Origin of the sequence: Enterobacter cloacae complex sp. XAL002 (assembly GCF_049236805.1) — a bacterium.
Lineage (GTDB): Bacteria > Pseudomonadota > Gammaproteobacteria > Enterobacterales > Enterobacteriaceae > Enterobacter > Enterobacter intestinihominis.
Genome location: NZ_JBMKJN010000014.1, coordinates 95,872 through 112,142 on the forward strand (window position 1 = coordinate 95,872; position 16,271 = coordinate 112,142).

Annotated in this window: 17 protein-coding genes; 9 read left to right on the forward strand and 8 right to left on the reverse strand. The window is 55.5% G+C overall.

What is annotated here, in order from left to right; translation table 11 throughout:
* Positions 1-20 precede the first annotated feature (20 nt).
* Entirely contained in the window at positions 21-1,883 is a 1,863-nt protein-coding gene (gene gss / locus ACOT0L_RS15055; RefSeq protein ID WP_126503489.1) for a bifunctional glutathionylspermidine amidase/synthase, read from the reverse strand.
* A gap of 183 nt (positions 1,884-2,066) precedes the next feature.
* Here gss and yghU point away from each other — a divergent pair, with 183 nt between their 5' ends.
* Both yghU and fucR read left to right on the forward strand, forming a co-directional pair.
* Positions 2,067-2,933 (forward strand): glutathione-dependent disulfide-bond oxidoreductase, encoded by an 867-nt coding sequence (yghU, locus tag ACOT0L_RS15060; protein ID WP_126503491.1) that lies wholly within the window; start codon positions 2,067-2,069, stop codon positions 2,931-2,933.
* Positions 2,934-3,009: 76 nt separating this feature from the next.
* Positions 3,010-3,759, forward strand: a complete 750-nt coding sequence (fucR, locus tag ACOT0L_RS15065; RefSeq protein ID WP_126503493.1) for an L-fucose operon activator — start codon at positions 3,010-3,012, stop codon at positions 3,757-3,759.
* A gap of 2 nt (positions 3,760-3,761) precedes the next feature.
* Here fucR and ACOT0L_RS15070 read toward each other — a convergent pair whose 3' ends face one another.
* A complete protein-coding gene (locus ACOT0L_RS15070; protein WP_022649391.1) occupies positions 3,762-5,309 on the reverse strand; it encodes a methyl-accepting chemotaxis protein in 1,548 nt (515 codons plus the stop codon).
* Positions 5,310-5,422: 113 nt separating this feature from the next.
* Positions 5,423-6,310, reverse strand: a complete 888-nt coding sequence (yghX, locus tag ACOT0L_RS15075; RefSeq protein WP_048966576.1) for a YghX family hydrolase — start codon at positions 6,308-6,310, stop codon at positions 5,423-5,425.
* An 82-nt stretch (positions 6,311-6,392) separates the two neighbouring features.
* Here yghX and ACOT0L_RS15080 point away from each other — a divergent pair, with 82 nt between their 5' ends.
* Complete coding sequence (locus ACOT0L_RS15080; RefSeq protein ID WP_023298596.1) at positions 6,393-7,433, forward strand: aldo/keto reductase; 1,041 nt, start codon at positions 6,393-6,395, stop codon at positions 7,431-7,433.
* Positions 7,434-7,513: 80 nt separating this feature from the next.
* Here the strand turns inward: ACOT0L_RS15080 and ACOT0L_RS15085 are convergent, their stop codons facing one another.
* Both ACOT0L_RS15085 and ACOT0L_RS15090 read right to left on the reverse strand, forming a co-directional pair.
* Entirely contained in the window at positions 7,514-8,002 is a 489-nt protein-coding gene (locus ACOT0L_RS15085) for a TIGR00645 family protein (RefSeq protein WP_006811956.1), read from the reverse strand.
* A gap of 43 nt (positions 8,003-8,045) precedes the next feature.
* Complete coding sequence (locus ACOT0L_RS15090; protein ID WP_023298598.1) at positions 8,046-8,549, reverse strand: ESA_00282 family adhesion-associated protein; 504 nt, start codon at positions 8,547-8,549, stop codon at positions 8,046-8,048.
* 102 nt (positions 8,550-8,651) lie between these two features.
* Between ACOT0L_RS15090 and ACOT0L_RS15095 the strand changes: the two genes are divergently transcribed.
* Both ACOT0L_RS15095 and ACOT0L_RS15100 read left to right on the forward strand, forming a co-directional pair.
* Positions 8,652-9,056, forward strand: coding sequence for a hypothetical protein (locus ACOT0L_RS15095; protein ID WP_023330187.1), 405 nt, complete (start codon positions 8,652-8,654; stop codon positions 9,054-9,056).
* Complete coding sequence (locus ACOT0L_RS15100) at positions 9,049-9,486, forward strand: hypothetical protein (protein WP_063850070.1); 438 nt, start codon at positions 9,049-9,051, stop codon at positions 9,484-9,486. The genes ACOT0L_RS15095 and ACOT0L_RS15100 overlap by 8 nt, the downstream gene beginning before the upstream one ends.
* A gap of 91 nt (positions 9,487-9,577) precedes the next feature.
* Here the strand turns inward: ACOT0L_RS15100 and exbD are convergent, their stop codons facing one another.
* Positions 9,578-10,003: a TonB system transport protein ExbD gene (exbD, locus tag ACOT0L_RS15105; RefSeq protein ID WP_023298601.1), complete on the reverse strand. Its 426-nt coding sequence runs from the start codon at positions 10,001-10,003 to the stop codon at positions 9,578-9,580.
* A gap of 4 nt (positions 10,004-10,007) precedes the next feature.
* Positions 10,008-10,739, reverse strand: a complete 732-nt coding sequence (gene exbB / locus ACOT0L_RS15110) for a tol-pal system-associated acyl-CoA thioesterase (protein WP_023298602.1) — start codon at positions 10,737-10,739, stop codon at positions 10,008-10,010.
* A 251-nt stretch (positions 10,740-10,990) separates the two neighbouring features.
* On the opposite strand from exbB, the gene metC reads away from it, so the two are divergent.
* Positions 10,991-12,178 carry a cystathionine beta-lyase gene (metC, locus tag ACOT0L_RS15115; RefSeq protein ID WP_023306940.1) on the forward strand — a complete coding sequence of 396 codons (1,188 nt, stop codon included), beginning with the start codon at positions 10,991-10,993 and terminating at the stop codon, positions 12,176-12,178.
* Between the two features lie 142 nt (positions 12,179-12,320).
* Positions 12,321-12,980: a DedA family general envelope maintenance protein YghB gene (gene yghB, locus ACOT0L_RS15120; RefSeq protein WP_015571869.1), complete on the forward strand. Its 660-nt coding sequence runs from the start codon at positions 12,321-12,323 to the stop codon at positions 12,978-12,980.
* A gap of 45 nt (positions 12,981-13,025) precedes the next feature.
* On the opposite strand, the gene ACOT0L_RS15125 is transcribed toward yghB, so the two are convergent.
* The gene (locus tag ACOT0L_RS15125) at positions 13,026-13,925 is read right to left on the reverse strand and encodes an AraC family transcriptional regulator (protein WP_017382749.1); all 900 of its coding nucleotides are present in this window, start codon (positions 13,923-13,925) and stop codon (positions 13,026-13,028) included.
* Positions 13,926-14,120: 195 nt separating this feature from the next.
* Here ACOT0L_RS15125 and yqhD point away from each other — a divergent pair, with 195 nt between their 5' ends.
* Both yqhD and dkgA read left to right on the forward strand, forming a co-directional pair.
* Positions 14,121-15,284 carry an alcohol dehydrogenase gene (gene yqhD, locus ACOT0L_RS15130; RefSeq protein WP_126503495.1) on the forward strand — a complete coding sequence of 388 codons (1,164 nt, stop codon included), beginning with the start codon at positions 14,121-14,123 and terminating at the stop codon, positions 15,282-15,284.
* A gap of 105 nt (positions 15,285-15,389) precedes the next feature.
* Positions 15,390-16,217, forward strand: a complete 828-nt coding sequence (dkgA, locus tag ACOT0L_RS15135) for a 2,5-didehydrogluconate reductase DkgA (protein ID WP_023298605.1) — start codon at positions 15,390-15,392, stop codon at positions 16,215-16,217.
* The last annotated feature ends 54 nt before the right edge of the window (positions 16,218-16,271 follow it).

A 16,271-nucleotide genomic window follows, 5' to 3' on the forward strand; every position in this document is an offset into this window, starting at 1 on the left:
TTTTTTGTCGCGGGTATGAATTAGTTATCCTTCACCACAATCAGCGGTTCAATATCGCTCTCTTTCTTCACCACCAGCGAGTCATCCCCACGCAGACAGGTTCCGCCATAGTTTCCGCCCACGGTAAAGGTGCAGACCTGTATGTATCTGCCGTCAACCTTTGGCAGGCACCATAGCTGCTGGTAGATATTTTTGCGGTCAACAAACTTGCCGCTGGACTGGTCCAGCAGTTGATCCTGGGCGCCGATCAGATCGATATTGCTCCCGCAGCGTCCGGCTATCGGTTTAACGGCATAGCCTGTCCGTTTCAGCAGCGCATTCACCTCAAAATCGGTATCCAGCAGGTAACGGTGGTTCGGGAACAGCTGCCACAGCACCGGCAGGATCGCCTTGTTACCTGGGATCACCGTCCACAGCGGTTCAAAGACCAGCACTTCCGGGCGCAGCAGGACGTCAATCAGGCGCACTTCACCCTTCGGGTGACCGGTACGGATGGGCACGGCGGCGTACTCGGTTTCGCTCACCTCGCGGATCTGCTCGATCGCCGTTTCCCACGCCCAGGTTTTCCATACGCAGTTGACGTGACGGCCTTCATCATCAATCAGTTGCCCGGCGGCATCCCAGCTCAGCGCGCCCAGTCCATGCAGGATTTTGGTTTCAAACCCGGCCTGGATCAGCGAGCGCTGAATAAAGAGCGCGTGGTAATCCTCTTCGATATCGTTGTCCTGCATAATATGGACGAACGGCCGCGCGTGGCTGTGCTTCCAGGCGCCGGTCAGCTCTTCCAGCAGCCCTTCCGCCGGATTGTGGCCGGTGCCGCGATAGCCGTTTTTCACCCACTCTTCAAGAATCAGCCCGCCCTCGGTATGGCAGGAGGCGGAATCCGCGTTGTACTCGTAAACCTTAATGCCGCGCTCATCCATGCAGAAATCCATACGACCGGTGATCATATGGTGACGACGCCACTGCCAGGAGAGGCGCAGACGCGGCCAGAGAATTTTCGGGATGTCGAAAAGCGCGAGTAAGCTGTCGTCTTTCAGCACCTTGTCGGTGGCATGAAGGTACATCAGGTGCAGTTCGTTGGTGGCTTTGATCAGCTCCTGCTCGGCACTTTCGGTAATGGTGAAGTACTGGCAGGGATCGTTGTTAATAACGTGGCCGTTCGCGCGAACGTACGCCTGTTGCAGGGCGTCGTTTTCATTGAGCCATTTTCCGTCGAACTGACGGTTGTTCTTCAACCGCGCGCCGCTGATTTTCAGCAGCTCACCGTCGATCTCCGGCTGAGGAATACTGTGTTCCGTCTCCTCCGTCTGGATCATCCAGCCGAGGATCTCGGTATCGCTGAACGTATCATGAAGCGTATAGCAACCGTTCTCAACGCTCAGACGCAGCTCGCGCGTCCACTGCTGCCCCATCGGCAGCGGAGAGTGAATAACGTTCTGCTCGGCAATGCGCACTTTGTCGTCCAGCAACTGGGTGATGACGGCGACGTGGCCGGTCTCTTGAAACTCACCGCCCTTTTGCCAGATGAGCAGCGCACCGGCCTGCGGCGCGCGCTTCGAGCCATTAGCAAAGGCCTGTAGCGGCAGGATATTGTCGTTTACCACCTGGCGTAAAAAACGCAGGGAGAAGATCTCCCACGCCATCCCGACGTCGGTAAAGACAAACCCGTGGTTGAGAAACAGGAAACGGCGCGCAAACTCAACGCACTGCCATTTATGGCCCATGTATTCGTTGCCGATATAGCTGCGGAATTCCGCGTCTTCCGGATAGTGCCGCGGATCGAGACTGCCGTAATTTGAAGAGTAAATCGCCACGCCACCCGGCGCATAGCCTAATAACGTCCCGAAGGGTGCGTCACTGCTTAACGTTCCTTTACGCATGTGTCCAACCTAAAACAGGCAGGCGGCAATTTTTTTGTGGGGTTGTCGTCGTCTGCACGTTGTAATTAACTGACAGAGGTGGCGTTATCATACACCCGCCCTGCCCATTACGCTCGCATCGTTAAACGGTTCCCCTATCTCCTGCTACACTGCCTCAACACAACACCAAAAAGGCAGGCCAACATGTCAGATAACACCTATCAGCCACCGAAAGTGTGGGAATGGAAACAGAATAACGGCGGCGCGTTCGCCAATATCAACCGTCCCGTCTCGGGCGCTACGCACGAGAAAGAGCTGCCTGTGGGCGAGCACCCGCTCCAGCTGTACTCTCTGGGTACGCCGAATGGACAGAAAGTTACCATCATGCTGGAAGAGCTGCTGGCGCTGGGCGTGACGGGCGCGGAATACGACGCATGGTTAATCCGCATCGGTGAGGGCGATCAGTTCTCCAGCGGTTTTGTCGACGTGAACCCGAACTCGAAGATCCCGGCACTGTGTGACCACTCCACCACCCCGCCGACGCGCGTCTTTGAATCCGGCAATATCCTGCTCTATCTGGCCGAGAAATTTGGTCACTTCCTGCCAAAAGATCCGGCAGGACGAACGGAAACCCTGAACTGGCTGTTCTGGTTACAGGGCGCGGCCCCGTTCCTCGGCGGCGGTTTTGGCCACTTCTATAACTACGCGCCGGTGAAGATTGAGTACGCTATCGATCGCTTCACCATGGAGGCTAAACGCCTGTTCGACGTGCTGGACAAGCAGCTGGGGCGCGGTCGTTATGTAGCGGGTGAGGAATATACCATTGCGGATATGGCAGTCTGGCCATGGTTTGGCTGCGTGGCGCTGGGCAGCGTCTACAACGCCGCCGAATTCCTCGACGCCGGGAAGTACACCAACGTGCAGCGCTGGGCAAAAGATGTGGCGAATCGCCCGGCCATTAAACGCGGGCGCATTGTTAACCGCACCAACGGCGAGCTGAACGAGCAGCTGCATGAGCGCCATTCAGCGAGCGACTTCGATACCCAGACGGAAGATAAACGTCAGGATTGACCCATGACCGGGCGGTTCGCCGCCCCTCTTCTGCGATGAGAAAAATGAGTCAGCACGCGTGCGCAAGGATCCTCGAATGCCAGACCAGACGCTAAAAGCGACCCGACAGCAGAGCATCATCACCCTGCTGAGTAAAAGCGACTGGCTGACCACTGATGCCCTGGCTGAAAAGCTCTCCGTCAGCAAAGAGACGATCCGCCGGGATCTGAAGTCGTTACAGCAGCAGGGGAAACTTCTGCGCCAGCACGGGCGTGCGCGTCTGATTCACCCGGACAGCCGCGACAGCGGTGAACCCTTTGGCGCACGCCTGAAAAGCCATTATGCTGACAAAGCCGATATTGCCCGACATGCGCTGGGCTGGATCAGCGAAGGGATGACCATCGCCCTCGACGCCAGCTCGACCTGCTTTCATCTGGCGCGCCAGCTTCCGGATATCGAACTCACCGTGTTTACCAATAGCCTGCCTGTCTGCCACGAGATGGCGAAGCGCGAGCGGATCACGCTTATCTGCTCCGGCGGAACGCTTGAGCGTAAGTATCGCTGCTATGTTAATCCGGCGCTGGTGACGCAGCTTAAAGGGCTGGAGATCGATCTGTTTATCTTCTCGTGTGAAGGGGTTGATGAGCATGGCGTCCTTTGGGATCCGTCCGAGCACAACGCGGGCTTTAAGGCGCTGCTGTTAAACCGGGCCAGCCAGTCGCTGCTGCTGATCGACAAAAGTAAATTTATGCGGGCAAGCGAAGTGAAAATCGGTCAGCTGTCGCAGGTGACACAGATTATTCAGAGCGATAAATGTCAGGCCGCCAGAGACGGCCTGACGCGATGATGTTACGCGGAGAGACGGAACTTCTGCACTGAGCGCTGGAGTTCTTCGGTCTGCCGTTCCAGTGCAGCCGCAGCGGCGGAAACCTGCTCCACCAGCGAGGCATTCTGCTGGGTCACGCCGTCCATCTGCGTGATGGCTACGCCGACCTGAGAAATACCTTTGCTCTGCTCCTCTGACGCGGTGGCGATCTGCTTCATAATGACGGTCACCTCCGTCACGTCGCGCAGGATAGCTTCCATCGTCGTGCCGGTATCGTTCACCAGCTGCGCCCCCTGCTCCACGCGGGCAACGGAATCCGCAATCAGCCCTTCGATCTCTTTTGCCGCATTCGCGCTGCGGCTGGCCAGATTACGCACCTCACCCGCCACGACCGCAAAACCGCGCCCCTGCTCCCCGGCCCGAGCCGCTTCCACCGCGGCGTTCAGCGCCAGAATATTGGTCTGGAAGGCGATGCTGTTGATAACGGTAGTGATTTCAGCAATTTTCTTCGAGCTGTCCGAAATGCCGCTCATGGTCGTGACCACATCATCTACCAGCGACCCGCCGCGGCTGGCCGTACTGGAGGCGACATCCGCAAGCTGGCTGGCCTGGCGCGCGCTTTCGGCGTTCAGCTTCACCGTTGCGGTAAGCTGCTCCATGCTGGCCGCGGTCTCTTCCAGCGCAGCGGCCTGCTCTTCGGTACGCGAAGAGAGATCGTTATTCCCGCTGGAGATCTCCGTTGCCCCGCGCCAGATATTTTCGCTGCCGGAACGAATCGTGCTGACCGCCTCCCGCAGGCTGTCCTGCATGGCGCTCAGCAGCGGAACCAGTTGCCCCACGCAGTTGCGGCCAATGGGCTCAATCGGCTGGCTGAGATCGCCCTGCGCAATCTGGCGGAACTGCTGACGGATACGCTCCAGCGGTTTTACCAGCAGCGCCACCAGGTAGCGGTCGGTGAACAGCAGGATCAGCAGACCCACGATCGTGGCGGTGATAATCACCGTCCGGGTCATGCTGGTCAGGCTGTCGACCACAACGCGCGTACTGTCGAGCGCCTTCACCGCAGAATTGTTAAAGTTCTCAACCGCGGCGCCAAACGCGCGGCTTAGCGGCGGCGTAACGTTGTTGGCATGCTGACGATAGCCTTCGAGCGTCGCCTGCTTTGCCTGCACCATCTGAGGCGTAACGCCCCGATCGAGCAGCGCCTGCCAGGTGGAAATCACCTGTGCAGAGACCTTTTCATCCATCGGGCCCGGGGAGATAGCCTTCATCTCTGCCAGCTTTTTACTCATGTTATCCAGCGCCTGCTGAGCAGGAGCCAGGTCCGGCGTGCCGCCCGCTGCTTTAGCTTCCATCGCCCGGCTCAGGCGGGTGACGAAACGGAAATACTGATCGTTGCCCTGGCTCAGCACCGTCATTTGCCTGACCAGCTGGCGGTCAACGTCATTACCATCAGAAACACGAGACAGAGACCAGGTGCTGTAAAGCCCCACGCCTGCCCACATGACACAAAAGATCCCCAGTACCGTCAGCATGACGAAACGGATGGTGAAATTACGAAGCATCTTCATTGAGTATTCCTTGCCGTGAGGGTGAATTCGCCCAGAGGCGAGTACTACCCTCGTTATCGGCAGGGACAGGGGAAAAGATAACCCTTTGTGATGATTTATTTAAGCAGGGCTTATCATTCCAGATATTTTTTAAACCAGCTTAACGTTCTTGACCAGGCCAGCTCGGCTGCGGGCTGGTCATAGCGTGGGGTAGAATCGTTGTGAAATCCATGGTTTACGCCGGGGTAGATATACGCTTCATAAACCTTATTATTTGATTTCAGCGCGGCTTCATAGGCAGGCCAGCCCTCGTTAATATTTTTGTCCAGCTCGGCATAATGAAGCAGGAGCGGCGCGCTAATTTTTGGCACATCCTCCACCCGCGGCTGACGACCATAGAAGGGCACCGCACAGTCGAGTTCCGGATACGCTACGGCGGCGGCATTCGATACGCCGCCGCCGTAGCAAAAACCGGTAATCCCCACCTTCCCGGTGGCTTCCGGATGATTTTTCATAAACTCTATGGCGGCAAAAAAGTCGTTCATCAGCCTTGTCGGGTCGACCTTCTGCTGCAAAACCTTTCCTTCGTCGTCGTTGCCGGGGTATCCCCCCACCGAGCTCAGGCCGTCGGGAGCCAGCGCGATATACCCCGCTTTCGCCACGCGTCGTGCCACGTCTTCAATATACGGATTCAGCCCCCGGTTCTCATGCACGACCACTACCGCGGGCGTTTTCGCGGTAGCTTTGGCCGGCTTCACCAGGTAACCGCGCACTTCGCCGTGACCATTGGGCGAGGGATAAGTGATGTATTCCGGACGAATATCGGGATCGGTGAATTTAACCTGCTCCGCGAGGGCGTAGTTGGGTTTAAGCATATTAAACAGCATCAGCGCCGTTACGCCGCCTGCGGCATAGCGCGCCGCGAGATTCAGAAATTCGCGTTTGCTGATTTTACCGTGGGCGTAATAGTCATAGTAATCAAGCAGCTCTTGCGGAAAATCTTTGGCAGTCAGGCGCGTCATCGCTTATCTCCATGATTTATGATTTGATAAGCTTAGAATAAAAACGCTGTTTCGAAAATTCACCGATAAGAAAGGAGACATCATGTCCTGGCACCCTTACACCGGCCGATACGAAAACATGCAGTACCGATACTGCGGCAAAAGCGGCCTGCGCTTACCGGCGCTGTCGCTGGGTCTGTGGCACAGCTTTGGCCACATTCAGGCGCTCGATTCCCAGCGCGCGCTGCTGCGTAAGGCCTTCGATCTCGGCATTACCCATTTTGACCTTGCCAACAACTACGGCCCCCCTCCAGGCAGCGCTGAAGAAAATTTTGGCCGCCTGCTGCGAGAAGATTTTGCCGGATATCGCGACGAGCTGATCATCTCCACCAAAGCGGGCTACGACATGTGGCCAGGACCGTATGGTTCGGGCGGTTCACGTAAGTATCTGCTCGCCAGCCTCGACCAGAGCCTGAAACGCATGGGCGTGGAGTATGTGGATATTTTCTATTCTCACCGCGTAGACGAAAACACGCCGATGGAAGAGACCGCCGCCGCGTTGGCACACGCGGTGCAGAGCGGAAAAGCGCTGTACGTCGGCATTTCGTCCTACTCCACGGAACGCACGACGGCGATGGCCGAATTGCTGCGCGAGTGGAAGATCCCGCTTTTGATCCACCAGCCGTCTTACAACCTGCTTAACCGCTGGGTCGACAAGACTGGTCTGCTGGACGCGCTGGAGAAAAACGGAACGGGCTGTATCGCCTTTACCCCGCTGGCGCAGGGCCTGCTGACCGGGAAATACCTGAACGGTATTCCGGACGGTTCACGTATGCAGCGCGAAGGGAAGAAAGTGCGTGGCCTGACGGAGAAAATGCTGACCGAAGCCAACCTGAGCAGCCTTCGTCTGCTGAACGAGATGGCGCACGCGCGCGGGCAGACGATGGCGCAGATGGCGCTAAGCTGGCTGTTGAAAGATACACGTGTAACGTCGGTGCTGATCGGCGCGAGCCGCCCGGAGCAACTGGAAGAGAACGTTCAGGCGCTGAATAACCTGTGCTTTACCGAAGATGAACTGACGCGGATTGACCAGCACGTGGCGGATGGTGAGCTGAATTTGTGGCAGGCGTCGTCGGATAAATAAATAGTGCGGTCCGATGCTTTCGCCCCTCACCCTAACCCTCTCCCCAGAGGGGAGAGGGCAGGGTGAGGGGCGCTGTAAATTTATTTCTTACTGATCTTATCCAGATAGCCCATCACAAACGCCGACAGTACAAACGTCAGGTGGATAATCACATACCACATCAGCTTATTATCCGGGACGTTTTTAGCATCCATAAAGACACGTAACAGGTGAATAGACGAAATCGCCACAATCGACGCCGCGACTTTATTTTTCAGCGATGAGGCGTCCATTTTCCCCAGCCAGTTGAGCTTTTCTTTGTGCTCGGCGATATCAAGCTGAGAGACGAAATTCTCATAACCGGAGAACATCACCATCACCAGTAATCCTCCTACCAGCGTCATATCCACCAGCGACAGCAGAACCAGAATCAAATCGGCTTCTGCCACGGAGAAAATGTTTGGCAGGACGTGGAATATCTCCTGGAAGAACTTGATCGTCAGGGCGACCAGCGCCAGAGAGAGACCAAAATAGACGGGTGCGAGCAGCCAGCGAGAGGCATACATTGCGTTTTCAAAGAAGCGTTCCATAAAATCCTGTCTGCAAACGAAACCAGCGCTCAGTATATCTCAACTATACCTCGTTGGGATCCACATCCGGACGCGCATACTCCGGCCAGACCAGTGCGACCAGTTCCGGGTAGGCTTCCAGGCTAAACTCGCGAAAACACTGGCGCAGATTTAATACGTCTAAATCGGAATACGACACCTTCTCGCCATTCAGACAGCGCTTTTTGATATTGTCGTAATATTTATAGACCGCCGAATTAAGGTCGCTACAGCGGCGCTGCGCGTCGAACAGGCCGGGCGTATCATTAATTTCGGCCATTTTCATTCGCTTAATTGTCGCATGGAGAAAATCGATATATTCGTGATTCACCCGCCAGTACCAGACTGGCGTCACGGCGTTCATCAAGACGGAGAAATGATCTTCCCCCTCCTCTTTGGACATCAATTCAGGCTGCGGTGGTTCACTGGCGTCATTTGACACTTTCGTTTTATTGAACTCTTGCATCAATAAAAGCACGCCAGCGGTCAGTAATAGTAACGTTACGACCGTGAAGAAAATGCTGTTCATGGGTAGGCTCCATTTTTTTTGATTTTAAAATTGCCTCATGATATTGTCAACGAATCTCACCCTTTTTCCAACCCCACCCTTTTGAAATTAAAGGAAATTAAAATGCTGCCCGACAATCTTGTCCCGGCAAAGTACCACATTACGCCTGTGGAACAGCCTTCGACGGAAGCAGATAAAGAGGCGAATTTCACTCAAGGAAAAAGAAAACTCTCCGACTATGAAGCCGATATATTAATTGGTGTTTCACGCACCGGCAAATCCCGTAATATGGTGCTGGAAGAGCACGATCGCCATTTAAAAGAACGGTTATTTCGTGCCATCAAGATTGAAGCCTTAGTTCATCTGCTAAATGATTTACAGGCCGAAGGGGAAATAGATGCCCAGGCTCTAAGTCAAATAATGGCCGAGAAAACACAGCAAATAAATGAAGCTGGCAATGAAATTTGGCTTAACTTAATTACGCGTGAAAAAAGCAATCCCATTTTTTATAACCTGGGGGATGATTAACGTGAATGATGATAGCGGTAATAACGTTTATTTGACTTTAGATGATAAGAAAAGCGATGAATTTATCTTAAAGCAGAATCTCGACGCCCTGAAAAAGATAAAAAATGACGAGATGACGCGAATAACGCAGGACTTGGTTTCGATTCCGGCCACGCTGGTGCGCCTGAAATGGCAGAACCGTCGGGAAATTTATGCCTTGCAGGCCAAAGAGGAGATTTACGGCGCGGTGATGAACGCCATTATTGAGCAGCGCCCTGAGCTTAAAGAGAAGATCCTTGGGCGACTGGAGGCGAACTATCAGTACCTGCTGGCACGCGAGACAGCCACCCTGCGCCTGACCCGTAAACTCTCGGAAGGCAACTATCGCACATCAAACGTCACCTGCGTGGCGCTCGATGAAGAGGCGTCAACAACATCTTCTAACTGCTGACAACGTGGTTCGCCCGGCGGCGCTAGCCTGAGATTGTAGGCCGGGTAAGGCGAAGCCGCCACCCGGCACGGAAGGCGGCTTCGCCTTCGTTTTACTTCGCGGCCGCTTTCTCTTCGCCGACCAGACCAATCTTCAGGTATCCCGCCTGATGCAGCGTGTCCATTACCTTCATCATGGTTTCATAATCGACGGTTTTATCCGCGCGGAAGAAGACGGTGGTGTCTTTCTTGCCGCCGGTCAGCTGGTCCAGCGCCGGAATAACCGAGGCATCCGTCACCGGATCGTTGCCCAGGAACATGGACTTATCGGCCTTCACGGACAGGTAGACAGGCTTTTCCGGACGCGGCTGCGGCTGGCTGGAGGACGCTGGCAGATTCACCTTCACGTCCACCGTCGCCAGCGGCGCGGCAACCATAAAGATAATCAGCAGAACCAGCATGACGTCGATAAACGGCGTCACGTTGATCTCATGCATTTCACCGTTATCGTCCAGATTTTCATTAAGACGCATTGCCATACAATCAACCTACGCGCAGTTTGGACGCCGCATGCACCGGTTTAACGGCGCTGGCGTTCAGGTCCAGATCGCGGCTTTGCAGCAGCAGAACCTGCGCGGCAACGTCACCCAGTGTGGCTTTGTAACTGCCAATCATGCGCGCGAAGATGTTATAGATAACTACCGCAGGGATAGCGGCAACCAGACCGATAGCCGTTGCCAGCAGCGCTTCTGCGATACCCGGCGCGACGACCGCAAGGTTAGTGGTCTGCGTCTGGGCGATACCGATAAAGCTGTTCATGATGCCCCAGACGGTACCGAACAGGCCGACGAACGGGGAGATAGCGCCGATAGTCGCCAGGTAGCCGTTACCGCGGCCCATATGACGACCCACGGCCGCAACGCGACGCTCCAGACGGAAGCCGGTACGCTCTTTAATGCCTTCGTTATCTTCACTGCCTGCGGAGAGTTCCAGCTCGTTCTGCGCTTCGTTCACTAACAGGGTAGTCAGGCTTTTCGCATGGAAGGATGAGGTGATATCAGAAGCCTGATCCAGAGAGCGGGCTTCCGCCAGCTGCTTCTGCTCACGCTTGAGGCGGCGTTTTTGTGAAAGAAGTTCGGCGCTCTTGCTGAAGAAGATAGCCCAGGTGATCACGGACGCCAGAATCAGGCCGATCATCACAACCTTAACGACGATGTCAGCATGTTGATACATGCCCCAAACGGAGAGATCCGTCTGCATCAAATTATTACCCACTCTGTATCTCCAGGACGCAAATCACACAATCTGAACGTAATAATATCAAAACGTCGTCGAATTGATAGTAGTTCTCATTAGTATTTACATAGTGCCGTAATTTTCGCTCACTTTCCTTGCGCTTACGCAGTAAAAATTTCTTATGCGAATATTTGATAATATTTTCTGCTTATTCGATAAGCATCCGGATGCACATTCTGACAATCGTGGTAGTCTGGACGTCCAGACGTATAAAAATAGGGTTAGCGAACATGACTAAAAAGCAGCTTGAGACCACGCTGGTGCAGGCAGGACGCAGTAAAAAATACACCCAGGGCTCGGTCAACAGCGTGATCCAGCGTGCCTCCTCGCTGGTGTTTGATACCGTCGAAGATAAAAAAATCGCCACGCGTAATCGCGCGAAGGGCGGGCTGTTTTACGGTCGCCGTGGCACGTTAACCCATTTCTCGTTGCAGGAAGCCATGTGCGAACTGGAGGGCGGCGCGGGCTGCGCGCTGTTCCCGTGCGGTGCGGCGGCGGTCGCCAATACCATTCTGGCGTTTGTTGAACAGGGTGACCACATCCTGATGACCAATACCGCCTACGAGCCAAGCCAGGACTTCTGCACCAAAATACTCAGCAAGCTCGGCGTCACCACCAGCTGGTTCGATCCGCTGATTGGGGCCGGTATTGCCGGGCTTATTCAGCCCAACACGCGCGTTGTGTTCCTGGAATCTCCCGGCTCCATCACCATGGAAGTGCATGACGTCCCGGCCATCGTGAAGGCGGTGCGCAGCATAGCGCCGGAAGCGATCATCATGATCGACAACACCTGGGCGGCAGGTGTGCTGTTTAAAGCCCTGGAATTTGACATCGATATCTCCATTCAGGCGGCGACCAAATACCTGATTGGCCACTCAGACGGCATGATCGGTACGGCGGTATCTAATGCCCGCTGCTGGGAGCAATTGCGTGAAAACGCCTACCTGATGGGCCAGATGGTGGATGCCGATACCGCCTACATGACCAGCCGGGGCATCCGTACGCTCGGCGTGCGTCTGCGTCAGCATCACGAAAGCAGCCTGCAAATTGCACAGTGGCTGGCGCTGCATCCACAGGTGGAGCGCGTTAACCATCCGGCGCTGCCTGGCAGCAAGGGCCACGAATACTGGCAACGTGACTTTACGGGCAGCAGCGGGTTGTTCTCATTTGTTCTTAAGAAGCGCCTGAATGACGCCGAGCTGGCAAGCTATCTGGATAACTTTACCCTCTTCAGCATGGCCTATTCATGGGGTGGGTTTGAATCGTTGATCCTGCCCAATCAGCCGGAGCAGATTGCGGCCCTGCGCCCGGGCGGCGAGGTGGACTTCGAGGGGACCTTAATCCGCCTGCATATCGGGCTGGAAAATGTGGACGATTTAATTGCGGATTTATCGGCAGGATTTGAGCGCATCGTGTAAAGTGCTGGCTGACATGTACTCCCTGGACGCCATTCTGAACACCGCAAGCAGAAAAGTCTGTATGAGATGCGCCTGCGATCAACCCCGACAGGCAAAATTGGGAGTACAATAGCGTTATATCTGCTGTTCCACAGGAAAGTCCATGGCTGTTATTCAAAATATCATCACGGCGCTCTGGCAACACGATTTTGCCGCGCTGGCGGACCCACATGTCGTCGGGATTGTCTATTTCGTGATGTTCGCGACGCTGTTTCTGGAAAATGGATTACTGCCAGCCTCATTTTTACCCGGTGACAGCCTGCTCCTGCTCGCAGGGGCGTTAATCGGCAAGGGCGTGATGGACTTCGCACCGACAATGGTGATCCTCACCTCTGCGGCCAGTCTCGGATGCTGGCTGAGCTACCTGCAAGGGCGCTGGCTTGGAAACACCCGCGTGGTGAAAGGCTGGCTGGCGCAGCTGCCGCATAAATATCATCAGCGCGCGACCTGCATGTTTGACCGTCACGGCCTGCTGGCGTTGCTTGCCGGGCGTTTTCTGGCGTTCGTTCGCACCCTGTTGCCTACCATGGCGGGTATTTCAGGCCTCTCTAACCGCCGCTTCCAGTTCTTCAACTGGCTGAGCGCCCTGCTCTGGGTGGGCGTGGTCACCACACTCGGCTACGCGCTGAATATGATCCCCTTTGTTAAGCGCCATGAAGACCAGGTGATGACCTTCCTGATGATCCTGCCGATTTTCCTGCTGGTTGCAGGGCTGGTGGGTACCATTGCGGTGGTGATCAAGAAAAAGTATTGCAGCGCATAAATAAAAGCCGGGTGGCGCTACCGCTTACCCGGCCTCCGTTTCCCCTCACGCTCCCTGCATGGTTCTGATACGTGACGCATCTTCCCCCGGCGTGACGCCGAAGTAACGCTTAAACTCCCGACTAAACTGCGACGCGCTTTCATACCCGACCCGCATTGCCGCGGCGCTGGCCTTCATGCCATCGTGGATCATCAGCATCCGCGCCTTATGCAGACGGTAGGTTTTGAGGTACTGCAACGGCGACGTGCTGGTGACGGATTTAAAGTTATGGTGAAACGCCGAGACGCTCATATTGGCTTCCGCCGCCAGCTGATCAACGCTGAGGTTTTCCGTGTACTGGCTCTCGATGCGCTTCAGCACGCGGCTAATCAGGCTGAAGTGCGTTTGCCGGCTTACCAGCGCCAGCAGCGCCCCGCCGCCCGGTCCCAGCAGCACATGGTAAAGAATTTCGCGGATAATCTGCTTTCCGAGAATACGCGCGTCCAGAGGCCTTTCCATCACGTCTAACAGGCGTTCAATCGCGCAGAGAATTTCCTCCGATAAGGTCGCGGAGTTGATACCGCTTGCCGCCATCGACGGCCGGAAAAGTTCGTCCTCCCCAATCTCCATCAGCAACTCCTGCAACTGGAGAATGTCGACGTTGACGCGGATCCCGGCCAGCGGTACCTCCTCTGTCGCGAAAGTTTCACATTCGAAGGGTAAAGGTACAGTCAGAAGCAGATATTCATTGGTGTCGTAACGGAACACGCGCTCATTGATATAGCCAATCTTATGGCCAGAAAAGAGAAACACGATGCCGGGCTGATACATCACCGGGGTGCGCGTTCCGGGCTGGGTACCGTAGAGCAATCGGATATCCGGCAACAGCTCAGCCGAATCATTTCCGTTATCTATCAGTCTTTTAATCTGCGACGTTAGCTGGCGGCAGATGGCATCACGGTTCATTTTCAGTTACTCCGGGTACGGTTTCCGACGCTAACAGTGTGCGCATTTTCTTACCGTTTCTCCAGAGCGCTGTAGAAATGGGCAAGACATCGGCAGGAATGTGCATTGAGAGGATAGCGCCTGCCCGCCACAATGTGCAGCATCAGGTTGCCTTCTGCGCCACCACGATTTTTTACCCACTACAGGGAACAAGCCATGAACAACTTTAATCTTCACACCCCAACCCGCATTCTGTTTGGTAAATACGCTATCGCTGACCTGCGCGCGCAAATCCCGACGGACGCCCGCGTCCTGATTACCTACGGCGGCGGCAGCGTGAAAAAAACCGGCGTACTGGATCAGGTTTACAGCGCTCTGGAAGGGCTGGACGTACGCGAGTTCGGCGGTATCGAGCCTAACCCGTCTTATGAAACGCTGATGAACGCGGTAAAAATCGCCCGTGAGGAGCAGATCACTTTCCTGCTGGCGGTGGGCGGCGGTTCCGTGCTGGACGGCACCAAATTCATCGCGGCGGCAGCGCATTACGCTGACGGCATCGACCCGTGGCATATTCTGGAAACGGGCGGCAGCGACATCAGCAGTGCGATCCCGATGGGCTCCGTGCTGACGCTGCCGGCCACCGGCTCTGAGTCCAACAAAGGCGCGGTCATCTCCCGTAAAACCACCGGTGACAAGCAGGCCTTTATGAACGAACATGTTCAGCCCGTGTTCGCGATCCTCGATCCGGTTTACACCTATACCCTGCCTGCGCGTCAGGTGGCGAACGGCGTGGTCGACGCCTTTGTTCACACCGTTGAGCAGTACGTCACTTACCCGGTGAACGCCAAAATTCAGGATCGTTTCGCGGAAGGCATTCTGTTGACGCTGATTGAAGAAGGTCCGAAAGCGCTGAAAGAACCTGAAAACTATGACGTGCGTGCTAACGTGATGTGGGCTGCAACACAGGCACTGAATGGCCTTATCGGTGCAGGCGTGCCACAGGACTGGGCGACCCATATGCTCGGTCACGAGCTGACGGCGATGCACGGCCTGGATCACGCCCAGACGCTGGCGGTGGTTCTGCCTGCGCTGTGGAATGAAAAACGTGACGCTAAACGCGCCAAACTGCTCCAGTACGCCGAACGCGTCTGGAACATCACCGAGGGTTCCGACGATGCGCGTATTGATGCCGCAATTGCAGCCACCCGTCACTTCTTTGAAAGCCTGGGCGTGCCAACGCGTCTCTCTGACTACGGCCTGGACGGCAGCTCCATCCCTGCCCTGCTGGCGAAGCTGGAAGCACACGGTATGACGCAGATCGGCGAGCACGGCGACATCACCCTGGACGTCAGCCGTCGTATTTACGAAGCGGCACGCTAAGCGTTTTTAGGATCCTGACTTTCGTTTTTTGACATTTCGTCCAGACTTAATGCACATCACATCGTCGGAGGTTCCCTCCGGCGATGAGCACCTGAAGGAGGAAAAATGGCAAACCAAACCGTAATCAAGCTACAGGACGGCAACGTGATGCCCCAGCTGGGGCTAGGTGTATGGAAAGCCGGTAACGACGAGGTCGTCTCCGCCATTCATAAAGCCCTGGAAGTCGGCTATCGGTCCATTGATACCGCCGCCGCCTATAAAAACGAGGACGGCGTGGGGACCGCGCTTGCCAGCGCTGGCATTCCCCGCGATGAGTTATTCATCACCACCAAGCTGTGGAACGACGATCAAAAGCGTCCCCGCGAAGCGTTGCAGGAGAGCCTGGAGAAACTCCAGCTCGATTTCGTCGATCTTTATCTCATGCACTGGCCGGTACCGGCTATCGACCATTACGTTGATGCCTGGAAAGGGATGATTGAGCTGCAAAAAGAGGGGCTGATAAAAAGCATCGGCGTCTGTAATTTCCAGGTTCATCACCTGCAACGCCTGATTGATGAAACGGGCGTCGCGCCGGTGATTAACCAGATTGAGCTACACCCGCTGATGCAGCAGCGCCAGCTTCATTCGTGGAACGCCACGCACAAGATCCAGACCGAATCCTGGAGCCCGCTGGCCCAGGGCGGCGAAGGGGTGTTTGACCAGAAAATCATTCGTGAACTGGCGGATAAGTACGGCAAAACGCCGGCGCAGATCGTCATTCGCTGGCATCTGGATAGCGGTCTGGTGGTGATCCCGAAATCGGTCACGCCATCGCGTATCGCCGAGAACTTCGACGTCTGGGATTTCCGCCTGGATAAAGACGAGCTGGGTGAGATTGCGAAGCTGGATAAAGGTAAACGTTTAGGCCCGGATCCGGATCAGTTTGGCGGGTAGTTTCCCCTCACCCTAACCCTCTCCCACAGGGAGAGGGAATGCTTTCCACCCTCT